Raw genomic sequence first — 22,574 nt, 5'->3', positions numbered from 1 at the left:
ATGAGCATCAACGCCCTCTTTCTCGTCGCCAGCACCCGCCAAGCCGGTGTGCTGGGCAATACCGAAGCCCTGGCCCGCCACGCCGCCGCCGGCCTACCCGCCAAGGCGCAGCAGCGCTGGGAACACCTGGCCCGGCTCATGCTGCCGCCCTTTGCCGACCATAGACATGACCTCGGCACTTATCCGATGCCCGAGGGCGACGCCCGGCTGCTGCTTGATGCCACGCTGGAAGCCACCGATCTGGTGCTGGTGGCCCCGGTCTACTGGTACAGCCTGCCGGCCACCGTCAAGCTCTATCTCGATCACTGGAGCGCCTGGATGCGGGTGCCGGGCCTTGACTTCAAACCGCGCATGGCCGGCAAGCGCCTGTGGCTGATCACCACCAGCGGCGACCGCGCCAAGGCCCAGCCGACCATCGATAGCACCCGCCTATGCGCCGATTTCATGGCGATGGACTGGCAGGGTGAGCTGTGGGGCAAGGGCGGGCCTCCGAACACCGTGCAGCAGGACGCCGAGGCCTGGGCGAGAGCCGCCGCATTTTTCAGCGCTCTCCCCAAATAGTGGGATAGATCGCTGAGGGCCACCCCTCTACATTGCATCCATGCCCGGCGCGGATGGCGCCGGCGAACGTCCCAACGACGTCCTTGACTCAAGGACTTGCAACGCCCGCCCGGCAACCCCGGGTGGGCGTCTTTTTTGGGGGCGCGCTCAGGCGGCCGCCGTCTCGAAGCCCTGGCCCAGGGCTTTCTTCAGATGCTCGGTGAACAGGCGCACCGGCCTCGGCGTCGTGCTGCTCCAGGGGTGGATCGCGTAGATGCCGTCGCCGAAGAAGCCGGCCGGCCGCCAGTCGGGCAGGATCTCCTTGAGCCGGCCGGCGCGCAGCGCCGGCGCGGCGCTGAAGTCGGGCAGCAACGCGATGCCCAGGCCCGACAGCACCGCATCGCGCAGGATCTCGCTATTGCCGGCGCGCAGCGGCCCCTGCACCGGCACCTTGAGCCGCTCGCCGGCGCGCTCGAACAGCCACACGGCCGGGCCGGGCCGCAGATAGGGCAGGCAGGCATGCTGGGCCAGCTCGGTCGGATGGCCGGGTTCGCCCTGCTTCTTCAGATAACTGGTGCTGGCCAGCAGCAGCGCCCGCGAGGCGCAGAGCTTGACGGCCACATGGGTGTCGGGCGGCGCGCTGGTGTGGCGGATCGCCAGATCGAAGCCCTCCTGGGCGAGGGGCACCAGCCGGTCCGACAGGTCCAGCTCGATGCGGATCTCCGGATAGAGCCGGAAAAAGCTCTCCAGCTGCGGCGCCACATGCTGGCGCCCCAGCGCCACCGGGGCGGTGATGCGCAAGAGCCCGCGCGGCTGGCCAGCCGCGTCCCGGGCCTCGGCCAGGCTGCGGGTGATCTGCGCGAAGCTGGCTTCGGTCTCCTCGACCAACCGCTGCCCGGCCTCGGACAGGCGCACCGAGCGGGTCGTGCGCGCGACCAGCTGCACCCCCATGGCGCGCTCCAGATCAGCGATGCGCTGGCTGATCGCGGCCTTGGACAGCGACAGCCGCTGCGCCGCCTTGGTGAAGCTGCCCACTTGGGCGATCACGGTCAGCGCATGCAGCTGGCCCCATAGCAGCTCGTTGCGAAGCTCGGGTTTGGTGGTGCTCATTGTTCAGATTATCGAACAATCAAATCAGCGCTCCTGCATTGGCAGCGAGGAACACCAAGCCTAGACTGGCCCAATTCCAAACCAGGAGACCGCCATGGCCGCCCCCGTCGCCTTCAGCAGCAGCAAGGACATCACCCACTACATCGGCGGCGCAGCAGCCGAAGCCACCGCAGGCCGCAACCAGCCGGTCTACAACCCGGCCACCGGCGTGGTGGCGCGCCAGCTGCAGCTGGGCAGCGCGGCCGATGTCGACAAGGCCGTGGCCGTCGCCAAGGCCGCCTTCCCGGCCTGGGCCGATGCGCCGCCGCTGCGCCGCGCCCGCGTGATGTTCAAATTCCTGGAGCTGCTGAACCAGCACAAGGACGCGCTGGCCGCGATGATCACCGCCGAGCACGGCAAGGTCTTCACCGACGCCCAGGGCGAGGTGGCGCGCGGCATCGACATCGTCGAGTTCGCCTGCGGCGCCACCCAACTGCTCAAGGGCGATTACACCGAGCAGGTCTCGACCGGCATGGACAACTGGACCATGCGCCAGCCCTTGGGCGTGGTGGCCGGTATCACGCCCTTCAACTTCCCCTTCATGGTGCCGATGTGGATGGCACCGCTGGCCATCGTGACCGGCAACGCCTTCATCCTGAAGCCCAGCGAGCGCGACCCCTCGCCCAGCCTCTTCATCGCCGACCTGTTCAAGCAGGCCGGCCTACCGGACGGCATCTTCAACGTCGTGCAGGGCGACAAGGTGGTGGTCGACGCGCTCCTGAACCATCCCGACGTGCGGGCGCTGAGCTTCGTCGGCTCGACGCCGATTGCCCAGTACATCTATCAGACCGGCGCCGCGAACGGCAAGCGCGTCCAGGCCCTGGGCGGCGCGAAAAACCATATGGTGGTGATGCCCGATGCCGACATCGAGCAGGCGGTCGACGGCCTGATCGGCGCGGCCTACGGCTCGGCCGGCGAGCGCTGCATGGCGATCTCGGTGGCTGTGCTGGTCGGCGATGTGGCCGACAAGATCATCCCCAAGCTGGCCGAGCGCGCGAAGGCGCTGAAGATCAAGAACGGCATGGAGCTCGATGCCGAGATGGGGCCTATCGTGAGCCGCGAGGCGCGCGACCGCATCGAGAACTACATCGCCACCGGCGTCGAGGAAGGCGCGACGCTGGTGGTCGACGGCCGTGGCCACAAGGTCGCCGGCTTCGAGGGCGGCTTCTTCACCGGCGGCACGCTGTTCGACCATGTGACGCCCGCGATGCGCATCTACAAGGAAGAGATCTTCGGCCCGGTGCTGGTCTGCGTGCGCGCCAAGGACTTCGCCGAGGCGGTGCAGCTGGTCAATGATCACGAGTACGGCAACGGCGTGGCCTGCTACACCAGCGACGGCAATGTGGCGCGCGAGTTCGCCCGCCGCATTCAGGTGGGCATGGTGGGCATCAATGTGCCGATCCCGGTGCCTATGGCCTGGCATGGCTTCGGTGGCTGGAAGAAGAGCCTGTTCGGCGATATGCATGCCTATGGCGAGGAAGGCGTGCGCTTCTACACCAAGCAAAAGAGCGTGATGCAGCGCTGGAGCTCCAGCATTGCCAAGGGCGCCGAGTTCGTGATGCCTACCAGCAAGTGACCGCCAGCGACTAAGGGCACAGCGCAATACCGGGCCTTTGGCCTAGGGATAGACTTAGGGGCTCCCACAGAACAAGCCCCTCAGCCATGTCCCTCAGCGAACAGTCGATCCTCGACGCCGTCCAGACCGTCATCGACCCGAACACCGGCCAGGATTTCGTCTCGGCCAAGCAGCTGAAGAACCTGCGCATCGACGGCGGCGACGTCGCCTTCGAGATCGAACTCGGCTACCCCGCCAAGAGCCAGATCCCGGCCTTGCGCAAGGCACTGACCGCCGCCGTGCGCGGCGTGACCGGCGTCGAGAACGTCCACGCCAGCCTGTCCAGCAAGATCGTCGCCCACGCGGTGCAGCGCGGCGTGCAGCTGCTGCCCAAGGTCAAGAACATCGTCGCCGTGGCCTCCGGCAAGGGCGGCGTCGGCAAGAGCACGACCGCGGTGAACCTGGCGCTGGCGCTGGCCGCCGAGGGCGCGCGCGTCGGCATTCTCGATGCCGACATCTATGGGCCCAGCCAGCCGATGATGATGGGCATCAGCGGCCGGCCCGAGTCGGTGGACGGCAAGTCCATGGAGCCGATGGAGAACTACGGCGTGCAGGTCATGTCGATCGGCTTCCTGGTCGACAACGATGAGGCGATGATCTGGCGCGGCCCCATGGCCACCCAGGCACTGGAGCAGCTGCTGCGCCAGACCAACTGGGCCGACCTCGACTACCTGATCATCGACATGCCGCCGGGCACCGGCGACATCCAGCTGACCCTGAGTCAGCGCGTGCCGCTGACCGGCGCGGTGATCGTCACGACGCCGCAGGACATCGCGTTGCTGGACGCCAAGAAGGGCGTCAAGATGTTCGAGAAGGTCGGCGTGCCGCTGCTGGGCCTGGTCGAGAACATGGCCGTGCATGTCTGCGAGAACTGCGGCCATGTGGAACACATCTTCGGCGAGGACGGTGGCAAGCGCATGGCCGCCCAGTACAAGATGGACTATCTGGGCGCCCTGCCGCTGAACCTGTCGATCCGCGTGCAGGCCGACAGCGGCCGGCCCAGCGTCGTCAGCGACCCGGACGGCGAGATCGCCGCGCTCTACAAGAGTGTGGCGCGCCAGATGGCCGTCAAGATCGCACGCCAGGCCAAGGACTACTCGGCCAAGTTCCCCAGCATCTCGATCTCCAAGACCACCTGAGTGGTGAGCCAGCCAGCGATGAGCCAGCCAGCAGTCCCCGCCGACGACAACAGGCCCGCGCCGCGTCCGGCCTTGCGCGTGGCCGTCGTGATGGAGCGCGAGGCCGCGCCCAATCAATGGGAGGACTGGCGCTACCGGCTCGTCGATGTGGTCGAGCATGAAGAGGCCTTCGGCACGGTGCCGCGCGTGCTGCGCGATGACGGCAAACTGCAACGCTGCCTGTTTCCGAACTTCACGCTCGAACTCTTCCCCGACGAGGCCGAGGGCTATTACCTGAACCTCAGTTCGGGCGCGCCGGTCTGGTTCGTGGTCTGGCGCGTCGATGACGAAGACCCCTCGCGGGCCTGGGCCGAGACCGTCAGCCTGTCCTATACCGAGGCCGGCCGCTGGCTGGATGCGCAGGAGCGGGTCGACAATGTGCCGCTGCCGGACGATGTGCGTGACTGGCTGCAGGCCTATACCGATCAGCACTACCGGCCCGAGCCCAAGAAGCGCCGCCGCCCGCAATCCTTCGTCTCGCCCGGGGAGCGCGGCTGATGGCCGACCCAACGCAACAGCAAGCGGCCACCGGCTTCTTCTCGCGCTGGTCGCGGCGCAAGGAGGAGGCACGGGCGGCGGAGGTGATCGTCGCTCCCGAGCCGACGCCCGAACCTCCCGTCGAACCGGCTCCCGCCGCCGAGCCCGAGAAGCCCGCGCTGACGCTCGACGATGTCGCCCAGCTGCGCCACGAATCCGACTTCTCGCCCTTCGTCGCGCGCGGTGTCGATGAGGACGTCAAGCGCGCGGCGATGAAGAAACTGTTCTCCGACCCACACTTCAATGTGATGGACGGGCTGGACACCTATATCGACGACTACAGCCAGCCCGATCCGATTCCGCCGGCCATGCTGCGGATGATGAACCAGTCGCAATTCCTCGGCTTGTTCGACCACGAGAAGCAAGAAGAAAACGTGGAAACCGCACAGGTCGAGACGACTGCAACGATCCCTGCCCCCGAAGCCCTAGCCACCGCCAGCCATGACCACCCTGATCTGCGACTGCAACAAGACCATGCCCCTGGACAGCCGGCAGCTGATCCAGGCGCTCGGGACTGAGGCCGGCGCGGGGCTAGAAACCCTGCACACGACGCTGTGCCGGCGCGAGGCCGGTGCCTTCCAGCGCGCGGCCAAGAGCGGCGAGGACCTGCTGGTGGCCTGCACCCAGGAAAGCCGCCTGTTCCTGGACCTCAACGAGCAGACCGCCGGCGCGCCGGGCCTGACCGAGCGGCCGATCCGCTTCGTCAATATCCGCGAGACCGGCGGCTGGTCCAAGGACGCCAAGGACGCCGGCCCGAAATTTGCCGCGCTGCTGGCCGTGGCCCAGCTGCCCGAGCCCGAGCCGGTCACCACGGTCAGCTACCGCTCCCAGGGCCGGGTGCTGGTGATAGGCCCGACCGAGCGCGCCGCGCGCGCGGCCGAGATGCTGGCCGACAAGCTGGAGGTCAGCCTGCTGCTGCAGGGACCGGGCACGCTGCCGCAACCGCGCACGATGGCCGTGCATGCCGGCGACATCACCGGCATCAGCGGCTGGCTGGGTGCCTTCGAGGTCAGCTGGCAGAGCGGCAATGCCATCGATCTGGATCTGTGCACCCGCTGCAATGCCTGCATCGACGCCTGTCCCGAGGGCGCGATCGACTTCAGCTACCAGGTCGATATGGGCAAGTGCGGCAGCCATCGCGACTGCGTCAAGGTCTGCGAGGCGGCCGGCGCGATCAATTTCGATCGTGCGGTGCAGCAATTCAGCGAGAACTTCGACCTGGTGCTGGACCTCGGCGCCCGGCCGCAGATCGCGCTGCACCAACCGCCGCAGGGCTACTTTCATGCAGCCGATGACAAGAGCCTGATGGCCGCCGTGCTGCAGCTGCGCGAGGCCATCGGCGAGTTCGAGAAGCCCAAGTTCTTCAACTACAAGCAAAAGCTCTGTGCCCACAGCCGCAACGAGCAAATCGGCTGCACGGCCTGCATCGACGTGTGTTCGGCCCAGGCGATCCGCAGCGACGCCTCGCTGAAGGGCAAGAGCAGCAAGGGCGGCGGCGCTGCGCTGGCCGGCATCATCGTCGAGCCGCATCTGTGCGTGGGCTGCGGTGCCTGCACCACGGTCTGCCCCAGCGGCGCGCTCAGCTATGCGACGCCGCGGCCCGACGAGATGGGCAAGCGCATCCGGACGATGCTCAGCACCTATGCCCGCGCCGGCGGCCGCAACGCCGCGCTGCTGCTGCACAGCCAGGGCGGCGGAGCGAAGCTGATCGGCGAGCTGGGTCGCAGCGCGCGCACCAGCAAGACCGTGCGCGGCGTGCCGGCACGCGTGCTGCCGATGGAGGTCTGGCATACCGCGTCCAGCGGCATCGAGCTGTGGCTCTCGGCCATCGCCTATGGCGCCAGCCAGGTCTGGGTGCTGATGACCGAGGAGGAGGCACCGGCCTACCGCGCCGCCGTGCAGGCCCAGATGGCCGTGGCCCAGACCATCCTGCACGGCCTGGGTCTGCAGGGGCAACACCTGGCCCTGATCTCGGCCAGCGAGGCGGCCCAGCTGGACGCCGCGCTGCAGGCCGCGCCCGCGCAGACCGTCGCCAAGCCCGCCAGCTTCAGCGTCCAGGCCGACAAGCGCGCCAGCCTGGAACTGGCGATCGAGCATCTGCTGGCCCAGTCCGCCGCGCCGCCGGAAGTGATCGCGCTGCCGGCGCCGGCCAGCCCGCTGGGTAGCCTGATCGTCGATGCCGACCGCTGCACCATGTGTCTGAGCTGCGTCAGCGCCTGCCCCGAGGCCGCGCTGGCCGACAACCCCGACAAGCTGCAGCTGCGCTTTATCGAGAAGAACTGCGTGCAGTGCGGGCTGTGCGCCGGCACCTGCCCCGAGCAGGCCATCAGCTTGGAGCCGCGCCTGTGGCTGGCGGACGGCGGCAAGGCGCGCAAGGAGCAGCGCGTGCTCAATGAGGTCGAGCCCTTCTGCTGCGTGCGCTGCGCCAAACCCTTCTCGACCCCGAACGCCGTGCAGCTGATGATCGCCAAGCTCGGTGGCCATGCGATGTTCCAGGGCGCCGGCGCCCAGCGCCTGAAGATGTGCGCCGACTGCCGCGTGATCGATATGCACAGCAACCCGAATGAAGTGAGGATCACCGATCTATGAGCAGCGCCGCCGCGATGAACTGGAGCACGCCGGACGACAGCGAGGAGCTGGCCCGCGCCGAGGTCTATGGGCTGCTGGCCAGCCTCTTCTACGCGCCGCCGTCGACCGAGCTGTATGAACAGCTGAGAGTCGCGGTGACCGAGGCGCCCAGCGCCGGCGGCTTCCTGGAAACCAGTTGGTCCGAGCTGGTAGCCGTGTCGCGACGGCTGTCGCAGGTCGAGATCGAGGCCGAGTACGGCGCGCTGTTCGGCGGCGTCGGCAAGCCCGAGATCTTTCTGTATGGCAGCTGGTTCATCGCCGGCTATCTGAACCAGAAGCCGCTGGCCGATCTGCGCACCGACCTGGCACGGCTGGGCCTGGAGCGGGCCGAAGCCGTGCTGGAGACCGAGGACCATATCGCCAGCCTCTGCGAGGTGATGCGTTACCTGATCGCCGGCGAGGATCTAGCGGTCAGCAATCTCGCGACCCAGCAGCGCTTCTTCAACAGCCATCTGCGCCCCTGGGTCGACAACCTCTGCGATACGGTGATCGCACATCCACGCGCCGACTTCTACCGCGCCCTGGCCGGCTTCACACGCGACTTCTGCGCGGTGGAGGGCCAGGGCTTTGATCTGCTGGAGGCCTGAGATGTCCGATGGTGTCGGTCGGAATCCACAACCGCGCCAGCGACAACGTAATTTCCCTAGTACCCTGCGCCCCGCCGAGTCCTACATTTAGGGGACGAGTCGGCACCTGGTCCGCTGCCTAAAAACGGGCCCACACTTTCTCGGAGCATGAAAGTATGAAAAACAAGACCGTTGGTGAACCCTCGAGCCCGACCGAATCCTCGCTGCAACGTCGCGGCGTTCTGCTTGGCGCGGGTGCCGCAGGCGCAGCCCTGCTCGCGGCCAAGACCCTGACCGGCACGGCGCCCGCCGCCCCGGTGGTGGCCGAAGTCGCCAAGACGCTGGCCGAGACCGGCAGCGGCTATCAAGTGACGCCGCATGTGCTGCGTTACTACGAAACCGCCCGTTCCTGATCGTCGGCCCCGGCCACTGCATTGACGGGCCCCAGGCCCTCTGGAGACATCATGCTGCTCACGCGCAAATCCTCGGCCCAGGCGGGTAGCCCGGCCGCCTCAGGTCTTGTCAACAGTCTGTCGCGCGGCGTCGCCCGTGCGATCCCGACCATGGACCGCCGCGTCTTTCTGCGCCGTTCCGGCCTCGGTGTGGGGGCAGGTCTTGCCGCCACCCAGCTGAGCCTGGTGCAGAAAAAGGCCCATGCGGCCGATGCACCGGCCGCCGGCGCCGAGCGCAAGGTGGAAGTCAAGCGCACCGTCTGCGGCCACTGCTCGGTGGGCTGTGCGGTAGACGCCGTGGTCGAGAACGGCGTCTGGGTGCGCCAGGAGCCGGTGTTCGATTCGCCGATCAACCTCGGCGCCCATTGCGCCAAGGGCGCGGCGCTGCGCGAGCACGGCCATGGCGAGCACCGGCTGCGCACGCCGATGAAGCTGGTCAATGGCAAATACGAGAAGATCACTTGGGACGTGGCGCTCAACGAGATCAGCGCCAAGATGCTCGATCTGAAGAAGCAAAGCGGCCCGGATTCGATCTTCGTCGTCGGCTCCAGCAAGCACAACAACGAGCAGGCCTATCTGCTGCGCAAATGGGTCAGCCTCTGGGGCACCAATAACTGCGACCACCAGGCGCGCATCTGCCACTCCACCACGGTGGCCGGCGTCGCGAACACCTGGGGCTACGGCGCGATGACCAATTCGTACAACGACATGCGCAACTCGCGCGCGGCGATGTACATCGGCTCGAACGCGGCCGAAGCCCACCCGGTGTCGATGCTGCACATGCTGCATGCCAAGGAAACCGGCTGCAAGATGATCGTCGTCGACCCGCGCTTCACCCGCACGGCGGCCAAGGCCGACGACTATGTGCGCATTCGCTCCGGCTCGGACATCCCCTTCGTCTTCGGTCTGGTCTATCACATCTTCAAGAACGGCTGGGAAGACAAGCGCTACATCCAGGACCGCGTCTACGGCATGGAGAAGGTGCGCGAGGAGATCATGAGCAAGTGGACGCCGGACAAGGTGTTCGAAGCTTGCGGCGTCGATGAGGCGACGGTCTACAAGACCGCCAAGACCCTGGCCGACAACCGCCCCAGCACCATCGTCTGGTGCATGGGCCAGACCCAGCACACCACCGGCAATGCCGTCGTGCGCGCCTCCTGCATCCTGCAGCTGGCGCTGGGCAATGTCGGCGTCAGCGGCGGCGGCACCAATATCTTCCGTGGCCACGACAATGTGCAGGGCGCCACCGACGTGGGCCCGAATCCCGACTCGCTGCCCGGCTATTACGGCCTGGCCGAGGGCTCGTGGAAGCACTTCGCCAAGGTCTGGGACCTCGATTTCGAGTGGATCAAGAAACAGTACGCGCCGGGCATGATGACCAAGCCCGGCATGACCGTCTCGCGCTGGATCGACGGTGTGCTGGAGAAGAACGAACTGATCGACCAGGACAGCAATCTGCGCGGCCTGTTCTTCTGGGGCCACGCGCCGAACTCGCAGACCCGCGGCCTGGAGATGAAGAAGGCGATGGACAAGCTCGACCTGCTGGTCGTCGTCGATCCCTTCCCCTCGGCCACCGCCGCGATGGCGGCGATGCCTGGCGAGGAACTGAACCCGAACCGGGCGGTCTATCTGCTGCCCGCCTGCACCCAGTTCGAGACCAGCGGCTCCTGCACCGCGTCGAACCGCTCGCTGCAATGGCGCGAGAAGGTCATCGAGCCGCTGTGGGAATCGCGCACCGATCACATGATCATGTACCAGCTGGCCCAGAAGCTGGGCTTCGACAAGGAGCTGGTCAAGAGCCACAAGCTGGTCAAGGGCAAGGGCGGCATGGACGAGCCCGAGGTCGAGTCCATCCTGAAGGAAATCAACCGCAGCGTCTGGACCATCGGCTACACCGGCCAGAGCCCGGAGCGCCTGAAAGCGCATATGCGCAATATGAATGTCTTCGACGTGAAGACGCTCAAGGCCAAGGGTGGCATCGACAAGGAAACCGGCTACAAGCTCGACGGCGACTATTTCGGCCTGCCCTGGCCCTGCTACGGCACGGCCGAACTCAAGCACCCCGGCTCGCCCAATCTCTACGACACCTCCCGGCATGTGATGGAGGGCGGCGGCAACTTCCGCGCCAATTTCGGCGTCGAGCGCGAGGGCGTCAGCCTGCTGGCCGAGGACGGCTCGCACTCCAAGGGCGCCGAGATCACCACCGGCTACCCCGAGTTCGACCATCTGCTGCTGAAGAAGCTGGGCTGGTGGGCCGACCTGAGCGAGGCCGAGCAGAAGGCCGCCGAGGGCAAGAATTGGAAGACCGACCTGTCCGGCGGCATCCAGCGCGTCGCGATGGCGCACGGCTGCCACCCCTTCGGCAATGCCAAGGCGCGCGCCGTGGTCTGGAACTTCCCCGATCCGATCCCGCAGCACCGCGAGCCGCTGTACTCGACCCGCCCGGACCTGGTCGCCAAATACCCGACCCACGACGACAAGAAGGCCTTCTGGCGCCTGCCGACGCTCTACAAGAGCGTGCAGGAGAAGAACAAGGACATCGGCAAGACCTTCCCGCTGATCATGAGCTCGGGCCGCCTGGTCGAGTACGAGGGTGGCGGCGAGGAAACCCGCGCCAACCCCTGGCTGGCCGAGTTGCAGCAGGAGATGTTCGTCGAGATCAACCCGGCCACCGCAAACGACCGCGGCATCCGCAACGGCGAGGACGTCTGGGTCACGACCCCGACCGGCGCCAAGCTGACCGTCAAGGCCCTGGTGACCGAGCGGGTGGACCGCGAGACCGTCTGGCTGCCCTTCCACTTCTCGGGCCGCTGGCAGGGTGTCGATCTGCTCAAGTACTACCCCGAGGGCGCGGCGCCCATCGTGCGTGGCGAGGCCATCAACACCGCGACCACCTATGGCTACGACAGCGTGACCATGATGCAGGAGACCAAGACCACGGTCTGCCAGGTCCAGAAAGCCACTGCCTAACAAGCCCCGGAGACTTCCATGGCAAGAATGAAATTCATCTGCGACGCCGAGCGTTGCATCGAGTGCAACGGCTGCGTCACCGCCTGCAAGGCCGAGCATGATGTGCCCTGGGGCGTGAACCGCCGCCGCGTCGTCACGCTCAACGACGGCGTGGCCGGCGAGCGCAGCATCTCGGTCGCCTGCATGCACTGCTCCGACGCGCCCTGCATGGCCGTCTGCCCGGTCAACTGTTTCTACCGCACCGACGAAGGCGTGGTGCTGCACGACAAGGACATCTGCATCGGCTGCGGCTACTGCTCCTACGCCTGCCCCTTCGGCGCGCCGCAGTTCCCCAGCAATGGCGCCTTCGGCCTGCGCGGCAAGATGGACAAGTGCACCTTCTGCGCCGGCGGCCCTGAGGAACATGGCAGTGCCGCCGAGAACGAGAAGTACGGCCGCAACCGCCTCTCCGAAGGCAAGCTGCCGGCCTGCGCCGAGATGTGCTCGACCAAGGCCCTGCTGGGCGGCGATGGCGACGTCGTGGCCGACATCTTCCGCAGCCGCGTGCTGCAGCGCGGCAAGGGCAGCGAGGTCTGGGGCTGGGGCACCGCCTACGGCAAGCCCACGCAGGGCGCGGCAGCCGGCGAGGTGCGCAAATGAGGGGCGGCCTGCTGATCGCCGCGACCCTGTGCCTGCTGGCCCTGGCCGGCTGCGAACGCGCCCAGACCCAGGACGCCTCGGCCCGCAAGATCGACGCTCCGGCCTGGGCCACCTCCGAGGCGGCCAATCCCGGTTTCGCGGCAGCGGGCTTCAAGCCCGGCGACAAGACGGCCTGGGAAAACCAGATCCACAAGCGCAATCAGGCGCAGAACGACTACGTGCGCTGAGCACCACCGGAGAGCCGCGATGCAATATCCGTTCACCCGCTCATGGGTCAAGGCGGCCGCGGGGCTGGGCATGGCCGTGCTGCTCTCGACCGGCGCCCTGGCCCAGACCGCGACCGACCCGGCCGCCGCGGCCGCGGCCTCAGCCCCGGCCGGCTTCGTCGCTCCCGCGCTGCCGCAGGCCGACGAAAGCAATGCGCTGCGTGCCAAGAGCCAGCCCGGCAATAACGCGCCGTTCTGGCGCGGCGTGCGCGAGTCGGGCGTCGAGAAAGGCATCAGCAATCTGCCCGGCGTCGAGAAGGGCGTGCTGATCCAGGAGTTCGTGCAGTACCCGGGCTCGCGCCTGACCACGGCCGGCGAGGCCTGGCGCCAGGTGCGCAACAACTGGATCATTCCTTACGGCGGCGCGCTGCTGGGCATCGCGGTGCTGGCGCTGGCGTTGTTCTACTTCGCCAAGGGTCCGATGGGTGGCCACGCGCCCGATACCGGCCGCAAGATCGAACGCTTCACCTACTTCGAGCGCGCCGCGCACTGGAGCAATGCGATTGCCTTCAGCGTGCTGGCGATCTCCGGCATCGTGATGGCCTTCGGCAAGTTCTTCCTCTTGCCCATCATCGGCGCCACCTTGTTCGGCTGGCTGACTTACGCGCTGAAGACCGCACACAACTTCGCCGGCCCGCTGTTCGCGGTGTCGCTGATCATCGTGTTCCTGACCTTTGTGCGCGACAACCTGCCGACCCGCCACGACTGGACCTGGCTGCGCCGGGCCGGCGGCATGTTCGGCGGCCATGAGGTGCCGTCCGAACGCTTCAATGCCGGCGAGAAAGTGGTGTTCTGGGGTGGCGTGTTCTTCCTCGGCGCCATCGTCGTCGGCTCCGGTCTGGTGCTGGACATGCTGATCCCCGGCCTGCTCTATACCCGCGGCGATATGCAGATCGCGCACATGATCCATGCGGTCGCGGCCGTGTTGATGATGGCGCTGTTCCTGGGCCACATCTATATGGGCACGCTGGGCATGAAGGACGCCTACAAGGCGATGAAGACCGGCTATGTCGACGAGGCTTGGGCGCGCGAGCACCACGAGCTCTGGTTTGATGACATCAAGGCCGGCAAGATCCCCGCGCAGCGCACGCAGCCAGCCAAGCCGGTGGATGGCGTCGCTGCCCAGCACTGACAAGACACACGAGGACGACAAGCCATGCGCGCACTCACCACGACTCTGGCCCTGGCCCTGCTGGCCGCCGGCTCGGCCTGGGCCAAGCTGCCCGCCCCCAGCGACGAGGCCAAGGCCGCGGCCGCTGTCACGGCCGCCAAGAACGCCTGGAACGACAAGGTCGGCGGCTACCAGCTGTGCCAGTCGATGAACCGCGTGGCCGAGCACTACCGCAAGACCGCGAAGGCCGAGGGCCGCACCGCCGCCGCGCCGGTGGACACGCCCGCCTGCGCCGATCCCGGCGCCTTCGTGCCGCCGGTCGCCGCCTCGGCACCGCCGCTGGAGGCCGCCGGCGCCCACTCGCCGGCCAAGACTGCGGTTGCACCGCCCAGCGGCAAGGCCACCGCGGCCGAGCAGCAGGGTCAGACGAAGAAGTAAGAGAGAAAAGCGCTCCGGCAGTGGCGCCGCGAGCGCCCTGCCCTGTCCTGCCCATGCAAAATTTCTGGCCCGCCAGCGGCTATGCCCTGCTGACACGCGACCCACGCGGCTGGTTGTGCCCTAGCGAGGCCTGGCTGCGCCGCCTCGTCATCGAGCTGCCGCAGTTGGCCCTGGTCGAGGAGTCCTGCCCGGCCGAGATCGCGCTGCACCAGGCCCTCGCCGACGCGCCTTTGCAATCCGTCAGCGAGGCGCAGCTCGCCGCGCTCGCCGATCAGGACGCGCGCGACAACTACCGGCTGTTCCTGAGCTTTCGCGACGCCCTGCTGGCCGCAGGCACGCTGGAGGCCTATTACCTGGCGCTGATGCGCGCCGGCCGCATCACGGTGCCGCCGCTGTTCGTGGACCTGATCGTGCAGGCCATCGTCCGCCATCTGCTGGACGACAGCCACGACGCCTTCGAGGCCCGCGCCGCCGAACTGCTGTTCCGCCCGCAACGCCTGAGTCTGCTGGAAGGGCGGCTGATCTCGGCCGACCTCGCCACCGTGGATCTGCTGCAGGAAACCGCCGGCCTCGGCGATATCGGCCGCCTGCTGCGGCAGAGTCAAGCCCCGCTGCCGACCACAGTGGTGCAGGTGCTGAACACCGACAACGCCGCCGACTACTGGACCGATGGCGAACGCCACCGCTTTGCGCTGGACCTGACCCACGAGATCAGCAATGAGCTGGGCCACGGCCTGGCGATCAAGCTGGTGCATGCCCACTCGGGCCTGAAAGCGCTGGCCTCCGTGCTGGAGCGCTGGCTGGCCCATTTGCTGGGGCTGCGGGTCACGATCACGCCGCTGCAGCGCATCGACGACGAGGCCTGGCGCTGGCATGTCGGGCTGGACGTCGAGGCGATGAGCCTGCTGAACGATCTGTATGCGGGCACCGAGGTCGATGCCGAGCGGCAGCGCCGCCTGATCAGCCTGTTCCGGCTGGACTTCGCCGACCCGGCCGAGATGCGCGCCGATGTCACAGGCAAGCCGGTCTATCTGGGCCTGGCGATGACGGCCGATCACACGCTGCGCCTGAAGCCGCAGAACCTGCTGCTCAATCTGCCGCTGGCCAGCTCGCTGCTTCAATGAGTGCATTCAGCGAAAGCATCCAGACCGCGCTGAACCTGGTATTGCAGGCCGACCCAGTGCTGCTGCGCACGGTGGGCCTGTCGCTGTCGGTCAGCGGCCTGGCCTGCGCCTTCGCCGCCGGCTTCGGCCTGGCGGCGGGCGCCTGGCTGGCGGTCACCCGGATGCCGGGCCGGCGCCTGCTGCTGACCCTGCTGAACACCTTGCTGGCCCTGCCCTCGGTGGTGGTCGGTCTGGTCGTCTATCTGCTGCTGTCGCGCAGCGGCCCGCTGGGCAGCTGGGGCCTGCTGTTCACGCCCGGCGCGATGGTGATCGCGCAGACCATCCTGGTCGTGCCGGTGGTGGCCGCGCTGTCACAGCAGCTGGTCAGCGATGCGCTGCGCGATGGCGGCGAACAGCTGCGCTCGATGGGCGCCGGCGGTTTCACGACCGGCCTGCTGCTGCTGCTCAACGAGCGCTGGGCCGTGGCCACGGTGCTGCTGACCGCCTTCGGCCGCGCCATCTCCGAGGTCGGCGCGGTGATGATCGTCGGCGGCAATATCGACGGCGTCACCCGCGTGATCACGACCACGATCGCGCTGGAAACCAGCAAGGGCGATCTGCCGCTGGCGCTGGCCCTGGGCCTGGTGCTGCTGGCCATCGTCGGTGTGATCAATGTCGGCATCGCGACCTTGCGCCGCGTGCAGGGCCCCTCGGGGGTGGTGGCGCGATGAGCGACAACAACACGCTGCTGCGTCTGCAGGACCTGGGCGTCAGCTATGGCCGGCTCATGGCGCTGCAAGGCGTCAATCTGCAGGTGCAGCGCGGCGACTTCATCGCGCTGATCGGCGCCAACGGCTCGGGCAAGACCACGCTGCTGCAGGCCCTGCACGGCATGGTGCCCCACAGTGGCATGCGCAGCGTGGCCAGCCCGGCGCCGGCCCAGGTGATGGTGTTCCAGCGCCCCTTCATCCTGCGTCTGTCGGTCTGGAACAATCTGCGCGTGGCGCTGTGGCTGGCCGGCGTGCCGGCAGCCGAACGCGCCTCGCGGGCCCGCGAGGCGCTGGCGCGGGCCGGCCTGCTGGAGCTGCGCGAACGGCCGGCCCGCGCACTCTCGGGCGGCCAGCAACAGCGCCTGGCACTGGCGCGGGCCTGGGCCGCCCGGCCCGACATCCTCTTCCTCGACGAGCCCACCGCCAACCTCGACCCGACGGGCAAGAAAGAGGTCGAGGCGCTGCTGGCCAGCTTCCGCGCCGAGGGCATGACGCTGTTGATGAGCACCCACAATCTGGGCCAGGCCAAGCGCCTGGCCAACCGCGTCGTCTACCTGGATCACGGCCGCCTGCTGGCCGACCAGGCCACCGCCGACTTTTTCAGCGACCACGCGGATGACCGCACCGGACTTTTTCTCAAGGGAGAGTTGAGATGGGATTTGTGAAGACCATGGGCCGCCGCAGTGCCCTCGCCTGCCTGCTGGCGGTCAGTTCCCTGAGCGCCTGGGCCCAGGACAAGGTCATCGTGATGGCCTCGACCACCAGCACCGAGCAGTCGGGCCTGTTCGCCCATCTGCTGCCGGCCTTCAAGCGCGCCAGCGGCATCGAAGTGCGCGTGGTCGCGCTGGGCACCGGCCAGGCGCTGGACATGGGCCGGCGCGGCGATGCCGATGTGCTGTTCGTGCACGATGTCGCGGCCGAGGAGAAGTTCGTCGCCGATGGCTTCGGCCTAGCGCGCCGGCCGGTGATGTACAACGATTTCGTGCTGGTCGGCCCCAAGGCCAACCCGGCCGGTGTGGCCGGCCAGGACATCGCGGCGGCCCTTGCCACGCTGGCAGCCAGCAAGTCCACCTTCGTCTCGCGCGGCGACAAGAGCGGCACCCACGCGGCCGAGCTGCGCTACTGGAAGGCCGCCGGCATCGCCAACCCGGCCGCCAAGACAGCCGCGCTGAGCATGGACTACCGCGAGTGCGGCTGCGGCATGGGCCCGGCGCTGAATATCGCGTCCAGCAGCGACGCCTATTCGCTGAGCGACCGTGGCACCTGGCTGTCGTTCAAGAACCGCGGCAATCTGGCCATCGTGCTGGAGGGCGACAAGCGACTCTTCAACCCCTATGGCGTGATCGTCGTGAACCCCGCCAAGCACCCGCACACCAAGACCGCGCTGGCCCAGGCCTTCTCCGACTGGGTGGTGTCGGACGAGGGCCAGGCCACGATCGCCAGCTACAAGATCGGTGGCGAGCAGCTGTTCTTTCCGGACGCCAAGCGTTGAGGCGCGCAGAACAGGCACACTGGCGCCATGATTGACAGCAAAGACATCACCGGACTGATACTGGCCGGCGGCCGCGGCAGCCGCATGGGCGGCGTCGACAAGGGCTTGCAGGCCCACCAGGGCGTGCCGCTGGCCCTGCATGCGCTGCTGCGCCTCGGCCCCCAGGTCGGCGAGCTGCTGATCAACGCCAATCGCAATCTGGGCGCCTATGAAGCGATGGGCGCGCCGGTCTGGCCCGACTCGCTGCCCGACTATGCCGGCCCGCTGGCCGGGGTGCTGACCGGGCTCGAGCACTGCGAGACGCCCTATATGGTCACCGTGCCCTGCGATTCGCCGCTCTTCCCCGAGGATCTGGTCGCCCGCCTGGCGCAGGCGCTGGACGCCGAGGACGCCGAGATCGCGATGGCCGCAACCCCGGGGCCCGACGGCAGCCGGCAGGTGCAGCCGGTGTTCTGCCTGATGAAGACCGAGCTGATCGAGAGCCTGGTGCGCTTCACGCAGAGCGGCCAGCGCAAGATCGACAAGTGGACGGCCCAGCATCGCTGCGTCGAGGTGCTGTTCGAGGACGAACAGGCCTTTGCCAACGCCAACACGCGCGAAGAATTGCAGCAATTGCAGAAGCCCCTGTCATGAATCCGTCCCTGCCCCGCCTGACGAGCTGCAGCGCCGTGCTGACCCACGAGGTCGAGGTGCTGGACGAGTTCGGCCGCCGCAAGACCATGAGCATCCCGGCCGAGCGGCCGCTGACCGTCTTCGTCGACAAGCGCGAGCTGGTCACCTTGATGACGCTGGGCCTGGCGCCGGAGCTGCTGGTGCTGGGCTATCTGCGCAACCAGCGCCTGGTGGCCGATGTCGGCGAGATCGAGTCGATCACGGTGGACTGGGAGGTCGGCGCGGCGGCCGTGCGCACCCGTGCCGGCATCGCCGACATCGAAGCCAAGACCGCGCAGCGCACCGTCACCACCGGCTGCGGCCAGGGCACGGTGTTCGGCGCGCTGATGGCCGATGTCGAGTCGGTGCAGCTGCCCGGTGCGCAGAGCGCCCGGCTCAGCCAGGCCGCGCTCTACGAGATGCTGGACCAGATGCGCCGCCTGGACAGCGTCTACAAAAAGGCCGGCTCGGTGCACGGCTGCGCGCTGTTCCGCGGGGCCGAGCTGCTGGTGCATCGCGAGGACGTGGGCCGCCACAACGCGATCGACAATATCGCCGGCTGGATGTGGATGAACGGCATGCACGGCGCGGACGGCGGCGGCGACAAGTGCTTCTACACCACCGGCCGGTTGACCAGCGAGATGGTGATGAAGTCGGCCCAGATGGGCGTGCCCATCATCGTCTCGCGCAACGGCATCACGCAGATGGGCCATGCGCTGGCCATGCAGCTGGGCCTGACGCTGATCGGCCGCGCCAAGAACCGCCACTTCATCTGCTACAGCGGCTTCGAGCGCTTCGACAGCCAGCCCGAGCCGGCCCGCGAGACGGTGGATCTGGGCGCCTGAACCACGCCCGCACTGTTGACTCCGCACAACGCGCCGCGCCACAGATCGGCTACCCTCAACGTTTTGTGACAAAGCGTAGCCTCCATGCAAGAAGCAGTCAGCAGCGAGGTGCTGGTCGACCAGCTGGCGCAACACCTGGCCAGCGCACGCGCGGCCCAGCAAGCCTCACAGCTCGATGAAGGGCTGGCCCAGGCCCAGCGCGCCTGGGAGCTGGCCTCGTCGCAGGGTTTTCTGGCCGAGCAGATCGAGGCCGGGCGCCTGCGCGCCTTCTTCCTGTACCGACGCGGCGCGCTCGGCGCGCTGATACGCGCCGGCGATGCACTGCTGCCGCTGCTGCGCGCCCAGGGGCCCAGCGAGGCGCTGTGCGAGCTGCTGCGCTGGATGACCTTGGGCGGCTTCGAGACCGGCGATTTCGATATCGCGATGCGCAGCGCCAACGAGGGCTGCGCGGTGGCCCAGGAGCTTGGCGAGGTCAGCCAGATCGCGCTGGCGCTGAACGCACTCGGCGCCACCTTCGAGCGCATGGGCGACCCCTGGCAGGCCGAGCGCCTGATGAGCGAGGCGGCCGCCCTGGTGCGCGAGCACACCAGCCCCTACGAGCGCGTCGTCACGCTGAACAATCTCTGCGGCGTCGCGCTCGGCGCCTTCTATCTGCTGCGCGACAGCGGCAACGATGCCGCCTGCGCCAGCGCGCTGGAGCGGGCGCTGCGCTATGCGCGCGAGGTGCGACCCCATGCCCAGGCCTTTGGCGACCCCTTCCCACTGGTGATGACCGAGGGCAATCTGGGTGAGGCCTTGCTGCATTCCGGCCAGGTCGACGAGGCCGAGGCCTTGCTGACCCAGACCCTGGACGAGGCGCGCCGCCTGGGCTTCCAGGCCCAGGCCTGGCGGCTGCGTTGCTCGCTGGCCGAGCTGGCGCTGCTGCGCGGCGAGCCGCAGGCCGCCCGCGATGATCTGCGCCTGCTGCTGCAGGAAACCGGCGACAAGGCGCCCGCCGCCACCGCGCTGCGCGCCCACCATGCGCTCTACCGCGCCGCCAAGACGCTGGGCCTGAACGAGCTGGCGCTGCAGCAGCTGGAAGCCTACCAGGGCATCGAGCGGCGCCGCGCGATCGCCCAGCTGATGGCGCAGTCGCGCTTTTTCGTGACCCGGCTGGAGGCCGAGCAGGCCCGCGCCCAGGCCAGCAAGCATGAGGCGCGAGCCGCCGAGCTGGAAGAGCATGTGCAGCGCGACCCGCTGACCGGCCTGGGCAACCGGCGCTGCATGGAGTCGCGCATGCCGCCGCTGCTGCGCGAGGCCGAGCGCCTGGGGCAGCCGCTGACCCTGGCGCTGATCGACGCCGACCGTTTCAAGGACGTCAACGACCAACATGGCCATGCGGTCGGTGACCGGGTGCTGCAGACCCTCTCGCGCATGCTGGAGGACAACACGCGCGGCAGCGATCTGCTCCTGCGCTACGGCGGCGAGGAGTTCCTGGTGGTCTTCCCCGATACCGTGCCCGACCGCGCCTTCGAGGTCTGCGAGCGCCTGCGTCACCGCGTCGAGACCTATCCCTGGCAAGACCTGGCCCCGGGGCTGGAGGTCACGCTGAGCATAGGCCTGGCCAGCGCCCCGCCCTATGCCACCGACCTGCTGATCGCCCGCGCCGACAGCGCGATGTACCGCGCCAAGCATCTGGGGCGCAACCGGGTGGCCCTGGCTTGACTCCGGCGCGCCGCATCACCCTGATCACCGGCGCCGGGCGCGGTATCGGCGCCGCCACCGCCCGGCTCTGCGCGGCCCAGGGGCATGACCTGGCCCTGGGCTATGCGCGCGACGCCGGCGCGGCCGAGGCCCTGGCCGACGAGCTGCGCGCGCTGGGCCGGCGGGTCATCAGCGTGCAGGCCGATGTGGCCGATGAGGCCCAAGTGCTGGCGATGTTCGCGCGCATCGATGCCGAGCTGGGCCGGCTGAGCGGCCTGGTCAACAATGCCGGCATCGTCGCCCCGGCCGCGCGCCTGGACGAGATGGGCATGGCGCGCTGGCAGCGCCTGCTCGGCGTCAATGTGATCGGCAGCCTGCTGTGCGCCCGCGAAGCCGTCAAGCGCATGAGCACCCGCCATGGCGGGCCCGGCGGCGCCATCGTCAACCTCTCGTCGCGCGCCGCCCAGCTGGGCTCGCCGGGCGTCTATGTCGACTACGCGGCCAGCAAGGGCGCCGTCGACAGCCTGACCGTCGGGCTGGCGCGCGAGCTGATCGGCGAGGGCATCCGCGTCAACGGCGTGCGCCCCGGCATCATCGCCACCGAGATCCATGCCGACAGCGGCACCGTCGACGGCCTGGCGGCCGCCGCGGCCGGCATCCCGATCGGGCGGCTGGGCCGCGCCGACGAGATCGCCGAGGCCATCGTCTGGCTCCTGTCCGATGCGGCCAGCTACACGGTCGGTGCCACACTGGATGTCGCAGGAGGGCGTTAAGCTCGGCGCACATTTCCTTCCGCGCCCGCAAGACATGACCCTGAGCCCGGCCACCCTCGCCCGTACCGTCCCGTTCGCCGTCTTCATGGCCTTGCTGGCCCTGCGCGGCCTGCTGCCCGAGAGCGTCAATTTCGATCTGCGCTGGGTCTACGGCCTCAGCGTGCTGCTGGTCGGCGGCCTGCTGATCTGGTACTGGCGCGACTACGGCGAGCTGGCCCGCCAGAACCTGCCGGACACCCGCGAGACGCTGCTGAGCCTGGCCGTCGGCCTGATCGTGTTCGCGCTGTGGATACGGCTGGACGCGCCCTGGATGCAGCTGAGCGAGCCGACCGCCACCTTCGTGCCGCTGGACGCCGCCGGAGCGCTGATCTGGCCTTTGGTCGTGATGCGCTGGATAGGCGCGGCCCTGGTCGTGCCGCTGATGGAAGAGCTGTTCTGGCGCAGCTTCCTGATGCGCTGGATCGCCAGCCCGCAGTTCCAGACCGTCGACCCACGCCGCGCCGGACTCAAGGCCATCGTGCTGTCGACCTTTGTCTTCATGCTGGCCCACACCCTCTGGCTGGCCGCCATCATCGCCGGCCTGGCCTATGCCTGGCTCTATGTACGCACCGGCAAGCTCTGGACCGCCGTGATCGCGCACGCGGTGACCAATGGCGCGCTGGGTGTCTGGGTGGTGATGAGCGGGCGCTGGGAGTTTTGGTGAGGGACGCTAGCAGCATGCCTCACCCTGGCAAGGAGGCACTGCACTACAGGGTAGCGGTCGTCCGGGAGTTCCTCGCGAGAATGGAGATCAAACCATGACCAATGCCATGCACTACAAGGGCTACACGGCGAGCATGGTCTTCGATCCGGAAGACAGGATCATCGTTGGGCGAGTCCTGGGCATTGACGACATCATCTCCTTCCATGGCGAGTCCGTGACGGAGTTCGAAACCAACTTTCACGCTGCCATCGAAGACTATCTCGCCGCCTCCAAAGCGTTGGGTTCGGCGCCAGAAAAACCCGCCAGCGGCAAAGTCATGCTGCGCATTGCACCCGAGGTACACGCGGCCGCACTGAAGGCCGCCGCACGCAGCGGGACCAGCCTCAACAAGTGGGCGGAACGAGCGCTTGGCAAAGCCGCCAGGAAGCCGACTACACGGGTTGCGGCGCGCAGCGACGGCTGACA

General features: G+C 68.1%; 24 protein-coding genes. 23 read left to right on the top strand and 1 reads right to left on the bottom strand.

Annotated elements, in window-relative coordinates:
- Positions 1 to 561 carry a flavodoxin family protein gene (locus tag O5M90_RS17565; protein ID WP_269839760.1) on the top strand — a complete coding sequence of 187 codons (561 nt, stop codon included), beginning with the start codon at positions 1 to 3 and terminating at the stop codon, positions 559 to 561.
- A gap of 147 nt (positions 562 to 708) precedes the next feature.
- Here O5M90_RS17565 and O5M90_RS17560 read toward each other — a convergent pair whose 3' ends face one another.
- Positions 709 to 1,650 carry a LysR family transcriptional regulator gene (locus tag O5M90_RS17560; protein ID WP_269839759.1) on the bottom strand — a complete coding sequence of 314 codons (942 nt, stop codon included), beginning with the start codon at positions 1,648 to 1,650 and terminating at the stop codon, positions 709 to 711.
- A gap of 94 nt (positions 1,651 to 1,744) precedes the next feature.
- Between O5M90_RS17560 and O5M90_RS17555 the strand changes: the two genes are divergently transcribed.
- From O5M90_RS17555 to O5M90_RS17450, 22 genes are all read left to right on the top strand, one after another.
- Entirely contained in the window at positions 1,745 to 3,265 is a 1,521-nt protein-coding gene (locus O5M90_RS17555) for a CoA-acylating methylmalonate-semialdehyde dehydrogenase (protein WP_269839758.1), read from the top strand.
- A gap of 86 nt (positions 3,266 to 3,351) precedes the next feature.
- Positions 3,352 to 4,443, top strand: a complete 1,092-nt coding sequence (gene apbC / locus O5M90_RS17550) for an iron-sulfur cluster carrier protein ApbC (RefSeq protein WP_262972045.1) — start codon at positions 3,352 to 3,354, stop codon at positions 4,441 to 4,443.
- 18 nt (positions 4,444 to 4,461) lie between these two features.
- Positions 4,462 to 4,980, top strand: a complete 519-nt coding sequence (locus tag O5M90_RS17545) for a DUF3305 domain-containing protein (protein ID WP_269839757.1) — start codon at positions 4,462 to 4,464, stop codon at positions 4,978 to 4,980.
- Positions 4,980 to 5,537, top strand: coding sequence for a DUF3306 domain-containing protein (locus O5M90_RS17540; RefSeq protein WP_269839756.1), 558 nt, complete (start codon positions 4,980 to 4,982; stop codon positions 5,535 to 5,537). Before O5M90_RS17545 ends, O5M90_RS17540 begins: the two co-directional genes overlap by 1 nt.
- Positions 5,461 to 7,608 (top strand): 4Fe-4S dicluster domain-containing protein, encoded by a 2,148-nt coding sequence (locus O5M90_RS17535; RefSeq protein ID WP_269839755.1) that lies wholly within the window; start codon positions 5,461 to 5,463, stop codon positions 7,606 to 7,608. Before O5M90_RS17540 ends, O5M90_RS17535 begins: the two co-directional genes overlap by 77 nt.
- Positions 7,605 to 8,234 (top strand): TorD/DmsD family molecular chaperone, encoded by a 630-nt coding sequence (locus O5M90_RS17530; protein WP_137945094.1) that lies wholly within the window; start codon positions 7,605 to 7,607, stop codon positions 8,232 to 8,234. The genes O5M90_RS17535 and O5M90_RS17530 overlap by 4 nt, the downstream gene beginning before the upstream one ends.
- Positions 8,235 to 8,389: 155 nt before the next feature.
- Complete coding sequence (locus O5M90_RS17525) at positions 8,390 to 8,626, top strand: formate dehydrogenase (RefSeq protein WP_137945093.1); 237 nt, start codon at positions 8,390 to 8,392, stop codon at positions 8,624 to 8,626.
- A gap of 51 nt (positions 8,627 to 8,677) precedes the next feature.
- Complete coding sequence (locus O5M90_RS17520; RefSeq protein WP_262972050.1) at positions 8,678 to 11,635, top strand: formate dehydrogenase subunit alpha; 2,958 nt, start codon at positions 8,678 to 8,680, stop codon at positions 11,633 to 11,635.
- Between the two features lie 18 nt (positions 11,636 to 11,653).
- Positions 11,654 to 12,274: a formate dehydrogenase FDH3 subunit beta gene (gene fdh3B / locus O5M90_RS17515; RefSeq protein ID WP_262972051.1), complete on the top strand. Its 621-nt coding sequence runs from the start codon at positions 11,654 to 11,656 to the stop codon at positions 12,272 to 12,274.
- The gene (locus tag O5M90_RS17510) at positions 12,271 to 12,501 is read left to right on the top strand and encodes a hypothetical protein (RefSeq protein WP_269839754.1); all 231 of its coding nucleotides are present in this window, start codon (positions 12,271 to 12,273) and stop codon (positions 12,499 to 12,501) included. Before fdh3B ends, O5M90_RS17510 begins: the two co-directional genes overlap by 4 nt.
- 19 nt (positions 12,502 to 12,520) lie before the next feature.
- Entirely contained in the window at positions 12,521 to 13,672 is a 1,152-nt protein-coding gene (locus tag O5M90_RS17505; protein ID WP_440402215.1) for a formate dehydrogenase subunit gamma, read from the top strand.
- A gap of 24 nt (positions 13,673 to 13,696) precedes the next feature.
- The gene (locus tag O5M90_RS17500) at positions 13,697 to 14,089 is read left to right on the top strand and encodes a hypothetical protein (RefSeq protein WP_269839753.1); all 393 of its coding nucleotides are present in this window, start codon (positions 13,697 to 13,699) and stop codon (positions 14,087 to 14,089) included.
- A 53-nt stretch (positions 14,090 to 14,142) separates the two neighbouring features.
- A complete protein-coding gene (locus O5M90_RS17495) occupies positions 14,143 to 15,213 on the top strand; it encodes a DUF6352 family protein (RefSeq protein ID WP_269839752.1) in 1,071 nt (356 codons plus the stop codon).
- On the top strand, positions 15,210 to 15,923 hold the full coding sequence (locus O5M90_RS17490) for an ABC transporter permease (protein WP_137945086.1): 714 nt from the start codon (positions 15,210 to 15,212) through the stop codon (positions 15,921 to 15,923). The genes O5M90_RS17495 and O5M90_RS17490 overlap by 4 nt, the downstream gene beginning before the upstream one ends.
- A complete protein-coding gene (locus O5M90_RS17485) occupies positions 15,920 to 16,627 on the top strand; it encodes an ABC transporter ATP-binding protein (protein WP_269839751.1) in 708 nt (235 codons plus the stop codon). The genes O5M90_RS17490 and O5M90_RS17485 overlap by 4 nt, the downstream gene beginning before the upstream one ends.
- Entirely contained in the window at positions 16,615 to 17,454 is an 840-nt protein-coding gene (locus O5M90_RS17480) for a substrate-binding domain-containing protein (protein ID WP_440402213.1), read from the top strand. Before O5M90_RS17485 ends, O5M90_RS17480 begins: the two co-directional genes overlap by 13 nt.
- Before the next feature lie 27 nt (positions 17,455 to 17,481).
- A complete protein-coding gene (gene mobA, locus O5M90_RS17475) occupies positions 17,482 to 18,087 on the top strand; it encodes a molybdenum cofactor guanylyltransferase MobA (protein ID WP_269839750.1) in 606 nt (201 codons plus the stop codon).
- Positions 18,084 to 18,950, top strand: coding sequence for a formate dehydrogenase accessory sulfurtransferase FdhD (locus O5M90_RS17470; RefSeq protein ID WP_269839749.1), 867 nt, complete (start codon positions 18,084 to 18,086; stop codon positions 18,948 to 18,950). The genes mobA and O5M90_RS17470 overlap by 4 nt, the downstream gene beginning before the upstream one ends.
- Before the next feature lie 84 nt (positions 18,951 to 19,034).
- Positions 19,035 to 20,654 (top strand): GGDEF domain-containing protein, encoded by a 1,620-nt coding sequence (locus tag O5M90_RS17465; protein WP_137945081.1) that lies wholly within the window; start codon positions 19,035 to 19,037, stop codon positions 20,652 to 20,654.
- Positions 20,651 to 21,406, top strand: a complete 756-nt coding sequence (locus O5M90_RS17460; RefSeq protein ID WP_269839748.1) for an SDR family oxidoreductase — start codon at positions 20,651 to 20,653, stop codon at positions 21,404 to 21,406. The genes O5M90_RS17465 and O5M90_RS17460 overlap by 4 nt, the downstream gene beginning before the upstream one ends.
- Positions 21,407 to 21,440: 34 nt before the next feature.
- Positions 21,441 to 22,109 (top strand): CAAX prenyl protease-related protein, encoded by a 669-nt coding sequence (locus O5M90_RS17455; protein ID WP_269839747.1) that lies wholly within the window; start codon positions 21,441 to 21,443, stop codon positions 22,107 to 22,109.
- 94 nt (positions 22,110 to 22,203) lie between these two features.
- Positions 22,204 to 22,572, top strand: coding sequence for a type II toxin-antitoxin system HicB family antitoxin (locus O5M90_RS17450; protein ID WP_269839746.1), 369 nt, complete (start codon positions 22,204 to 22,206; stop codon positions 22,570 to 22,572).
- The last annotated feature ends 2 nt before the right edge of the window (positions 22,573 to 22,574 follow it).

The sequence above is a fragment of the Paucibacter sp. M5-1 genome (genome assembly GCF_027498415.2).
Classification (GTDB): domain Bacteria; phylum Pseudomonadota; class Gammaproteobacteria; order Burkholderiales; family Burkholderiaceae_C; genus Roseateles_E.
Note: the sequence above shows the minus strand (reverse complement) of the source record. Positions and strands in the feature narration are given on the sequence as shown.

What these genes read in the sequence shown, in the direction of transcription:
- O5M90_RS17495 (WP_269839752.1), top strand. Translation starts at nt 14,143, where the DNA reads ATGCAAAATTTCTGGCCCGCCAGCGGCTATGCCCTGCTGACACGCGAC.
- O5M90_RS17520 (WP_262972050.1), top strand. Translation starts at nt 8,678, where the DNA reads ATGCTGCTCACGCGCAAATCCTCGGCCCAGGCGGGTAGCCCGGCCGCC.
- O5M90_RS17450 (WP_269839746.1), top strand. Translation starts at nt 22,204, where the DNA reads ATGACCAATGCCATGCACTACAAGGGCTACACGGCGAGCATGGTCTTC.
- O5M90_RS17535 (WP_269839755.1), top strand. Translation starts at nt 5,461, where the DNA reads ATGACCACCCTGATCTGCGACTGCAACAAGACCATGCCCCTGGACAGC.
- O5M90_RS17525 (WP_137945093.1), top strand. Translation starts at nt 8,390, where the DNA reads ATGAAAAACAAGACCGTTGGTGAACCCTCGAGCCCGACCGAATCCTCG.
- O5M90_RS17530 (WP_137945094.1), top strand. Translation starts at nt 7,605, where the DNA reads ATGAGCAGCGCCGCCGCGATGAACTGGAGCACGCCGGACGACAGCGAG.
- O5M90_RS17510 (WP_269839754.1), top strand. Translation starts at nt 12,271, where the DNA reads ATGAGGGGCGGCCTGCTGATCGCCGCGACCCTGTGCCTGCTGGCCCTG.
- O5M90_RS17465 (WP_137945081.1), top strand. Translation starts at nt 19,035, where the DNA reads ATGCAAGAAGCAGTCAGCAGCGAGGTGCTGGTCGACCAGCTGGCGCAA.
- O5M90_RS17490 (WP_137945086.1), top strand. Translation starts at nt 15,210, where the DNA reads ATGAGTGCATTCAGCGAAAGCATCCAGACCGCGCTGAACCTGGTATTG.
- O5M90_RS17545 (WP_269839757.1), top strand. Translation starts at nt 4,462, where the DNA reads ATGAGCCAGCCAGCAGTCCCCGCCGACGACAACAGGCCCGCGCCGCGT.
- O5M90_RS17480 (WP_440402213.1), top strand. Translation starts at nt 16,615, where the DNA reads ATGGGATTTGTGAAGACCATGGGCCGCCGCAGTGCCCTCGCCTGCCTG.
- O5M90_RS17555 (WP_269839758.1), top strand. Translation starts at nt 1,745, where the DNA reads ATGGCCGCCCCCGTCGCCTTCAGCAGCAGCAAGGACATCACCCACTAC.
- O5M90_RS17470 (WP_269839749.1), top strand. Translation starts at nt 18,084, where the DNA reads ATGAATCCGTCCCTGCCCCGCCTGACGAGCTGCAGCGCCGTGCTGACC.
- O5M90_RS17565 (WP_269839760.1), top strand. Translation starts at nt 1, where the DNA reads ATGAGCATCAACGCCCTCTTTCTCGTCGCCAGCACCCGCCAAGCCGGT.
- O5M90_RS17540 (WP_269839756.1), top strand. Translation starts at nt 4,980, where the DNA reads ATGGCCGACCCAACGCAACAGCAAGCGGCCACCGGCTTCTTCTCGCGC.
- apbC (WP_262972045.1), top strand. Translation starts at nt 3,352, where the DNA reads ATGTCCCTCAGCGAACAGTCGATCCTCGACGCCGTCCAGACCGTCATC.
- mobA (WP_269839750.1), top strand. Translation starts at nt 17,482, where the DNA reads ATGATTGACAGCAAAGACATCACCGGACTGATACTGGCCGGCGGCCGC.
- O5M90_RS17455 (WP_269839747.1), top strand. Translation starts at nt 21,441, where the DNA reads ATGACCCTGAGCCCGGCCACCCTCGCCCGTACCGTCCCGTTCGCCGTC.
- O5M90_RS17560 (WP_269839759.1), bottom strand. Translation starts at nt 1,650, where the DNA reads ATGAGCACCACCAAACCCGAGCTTCGCAACGAGCTGCTATGGGGCCAG.
- fdh3B (WP_262972051.1), top strand. Translation starts at nt 11,654, where the DNA reads ATGGCAAGAATGAAATTCATCTGCGACGCCGAGCGTTGCATCGAGTGC.
- O5M90_RS17500 (WP_269839753.1), top strand. Translation starts at nt 13,697, where the DNA reads ATGCGCGCACTCACCACGACTCTGGCCCTGGCCCTGCTGGCCGCCGGC.
- O5M90_RS17505 (WP_440402215.1), top strand. Translation starts at nt 12,521, where the DNA reads ATGCAATATCCGTTCACCCGCTCATGGGTCAAGGCGGCCGCGGGGCTG.
- O5M90_RS17485 (WP_269839751.1), top strand. Translation starts at nt 15,920, where the DNA reads ATGAGCGACAACAACACGCTGCTGCGTCTGCAGGACCTGGGCGTCAGC.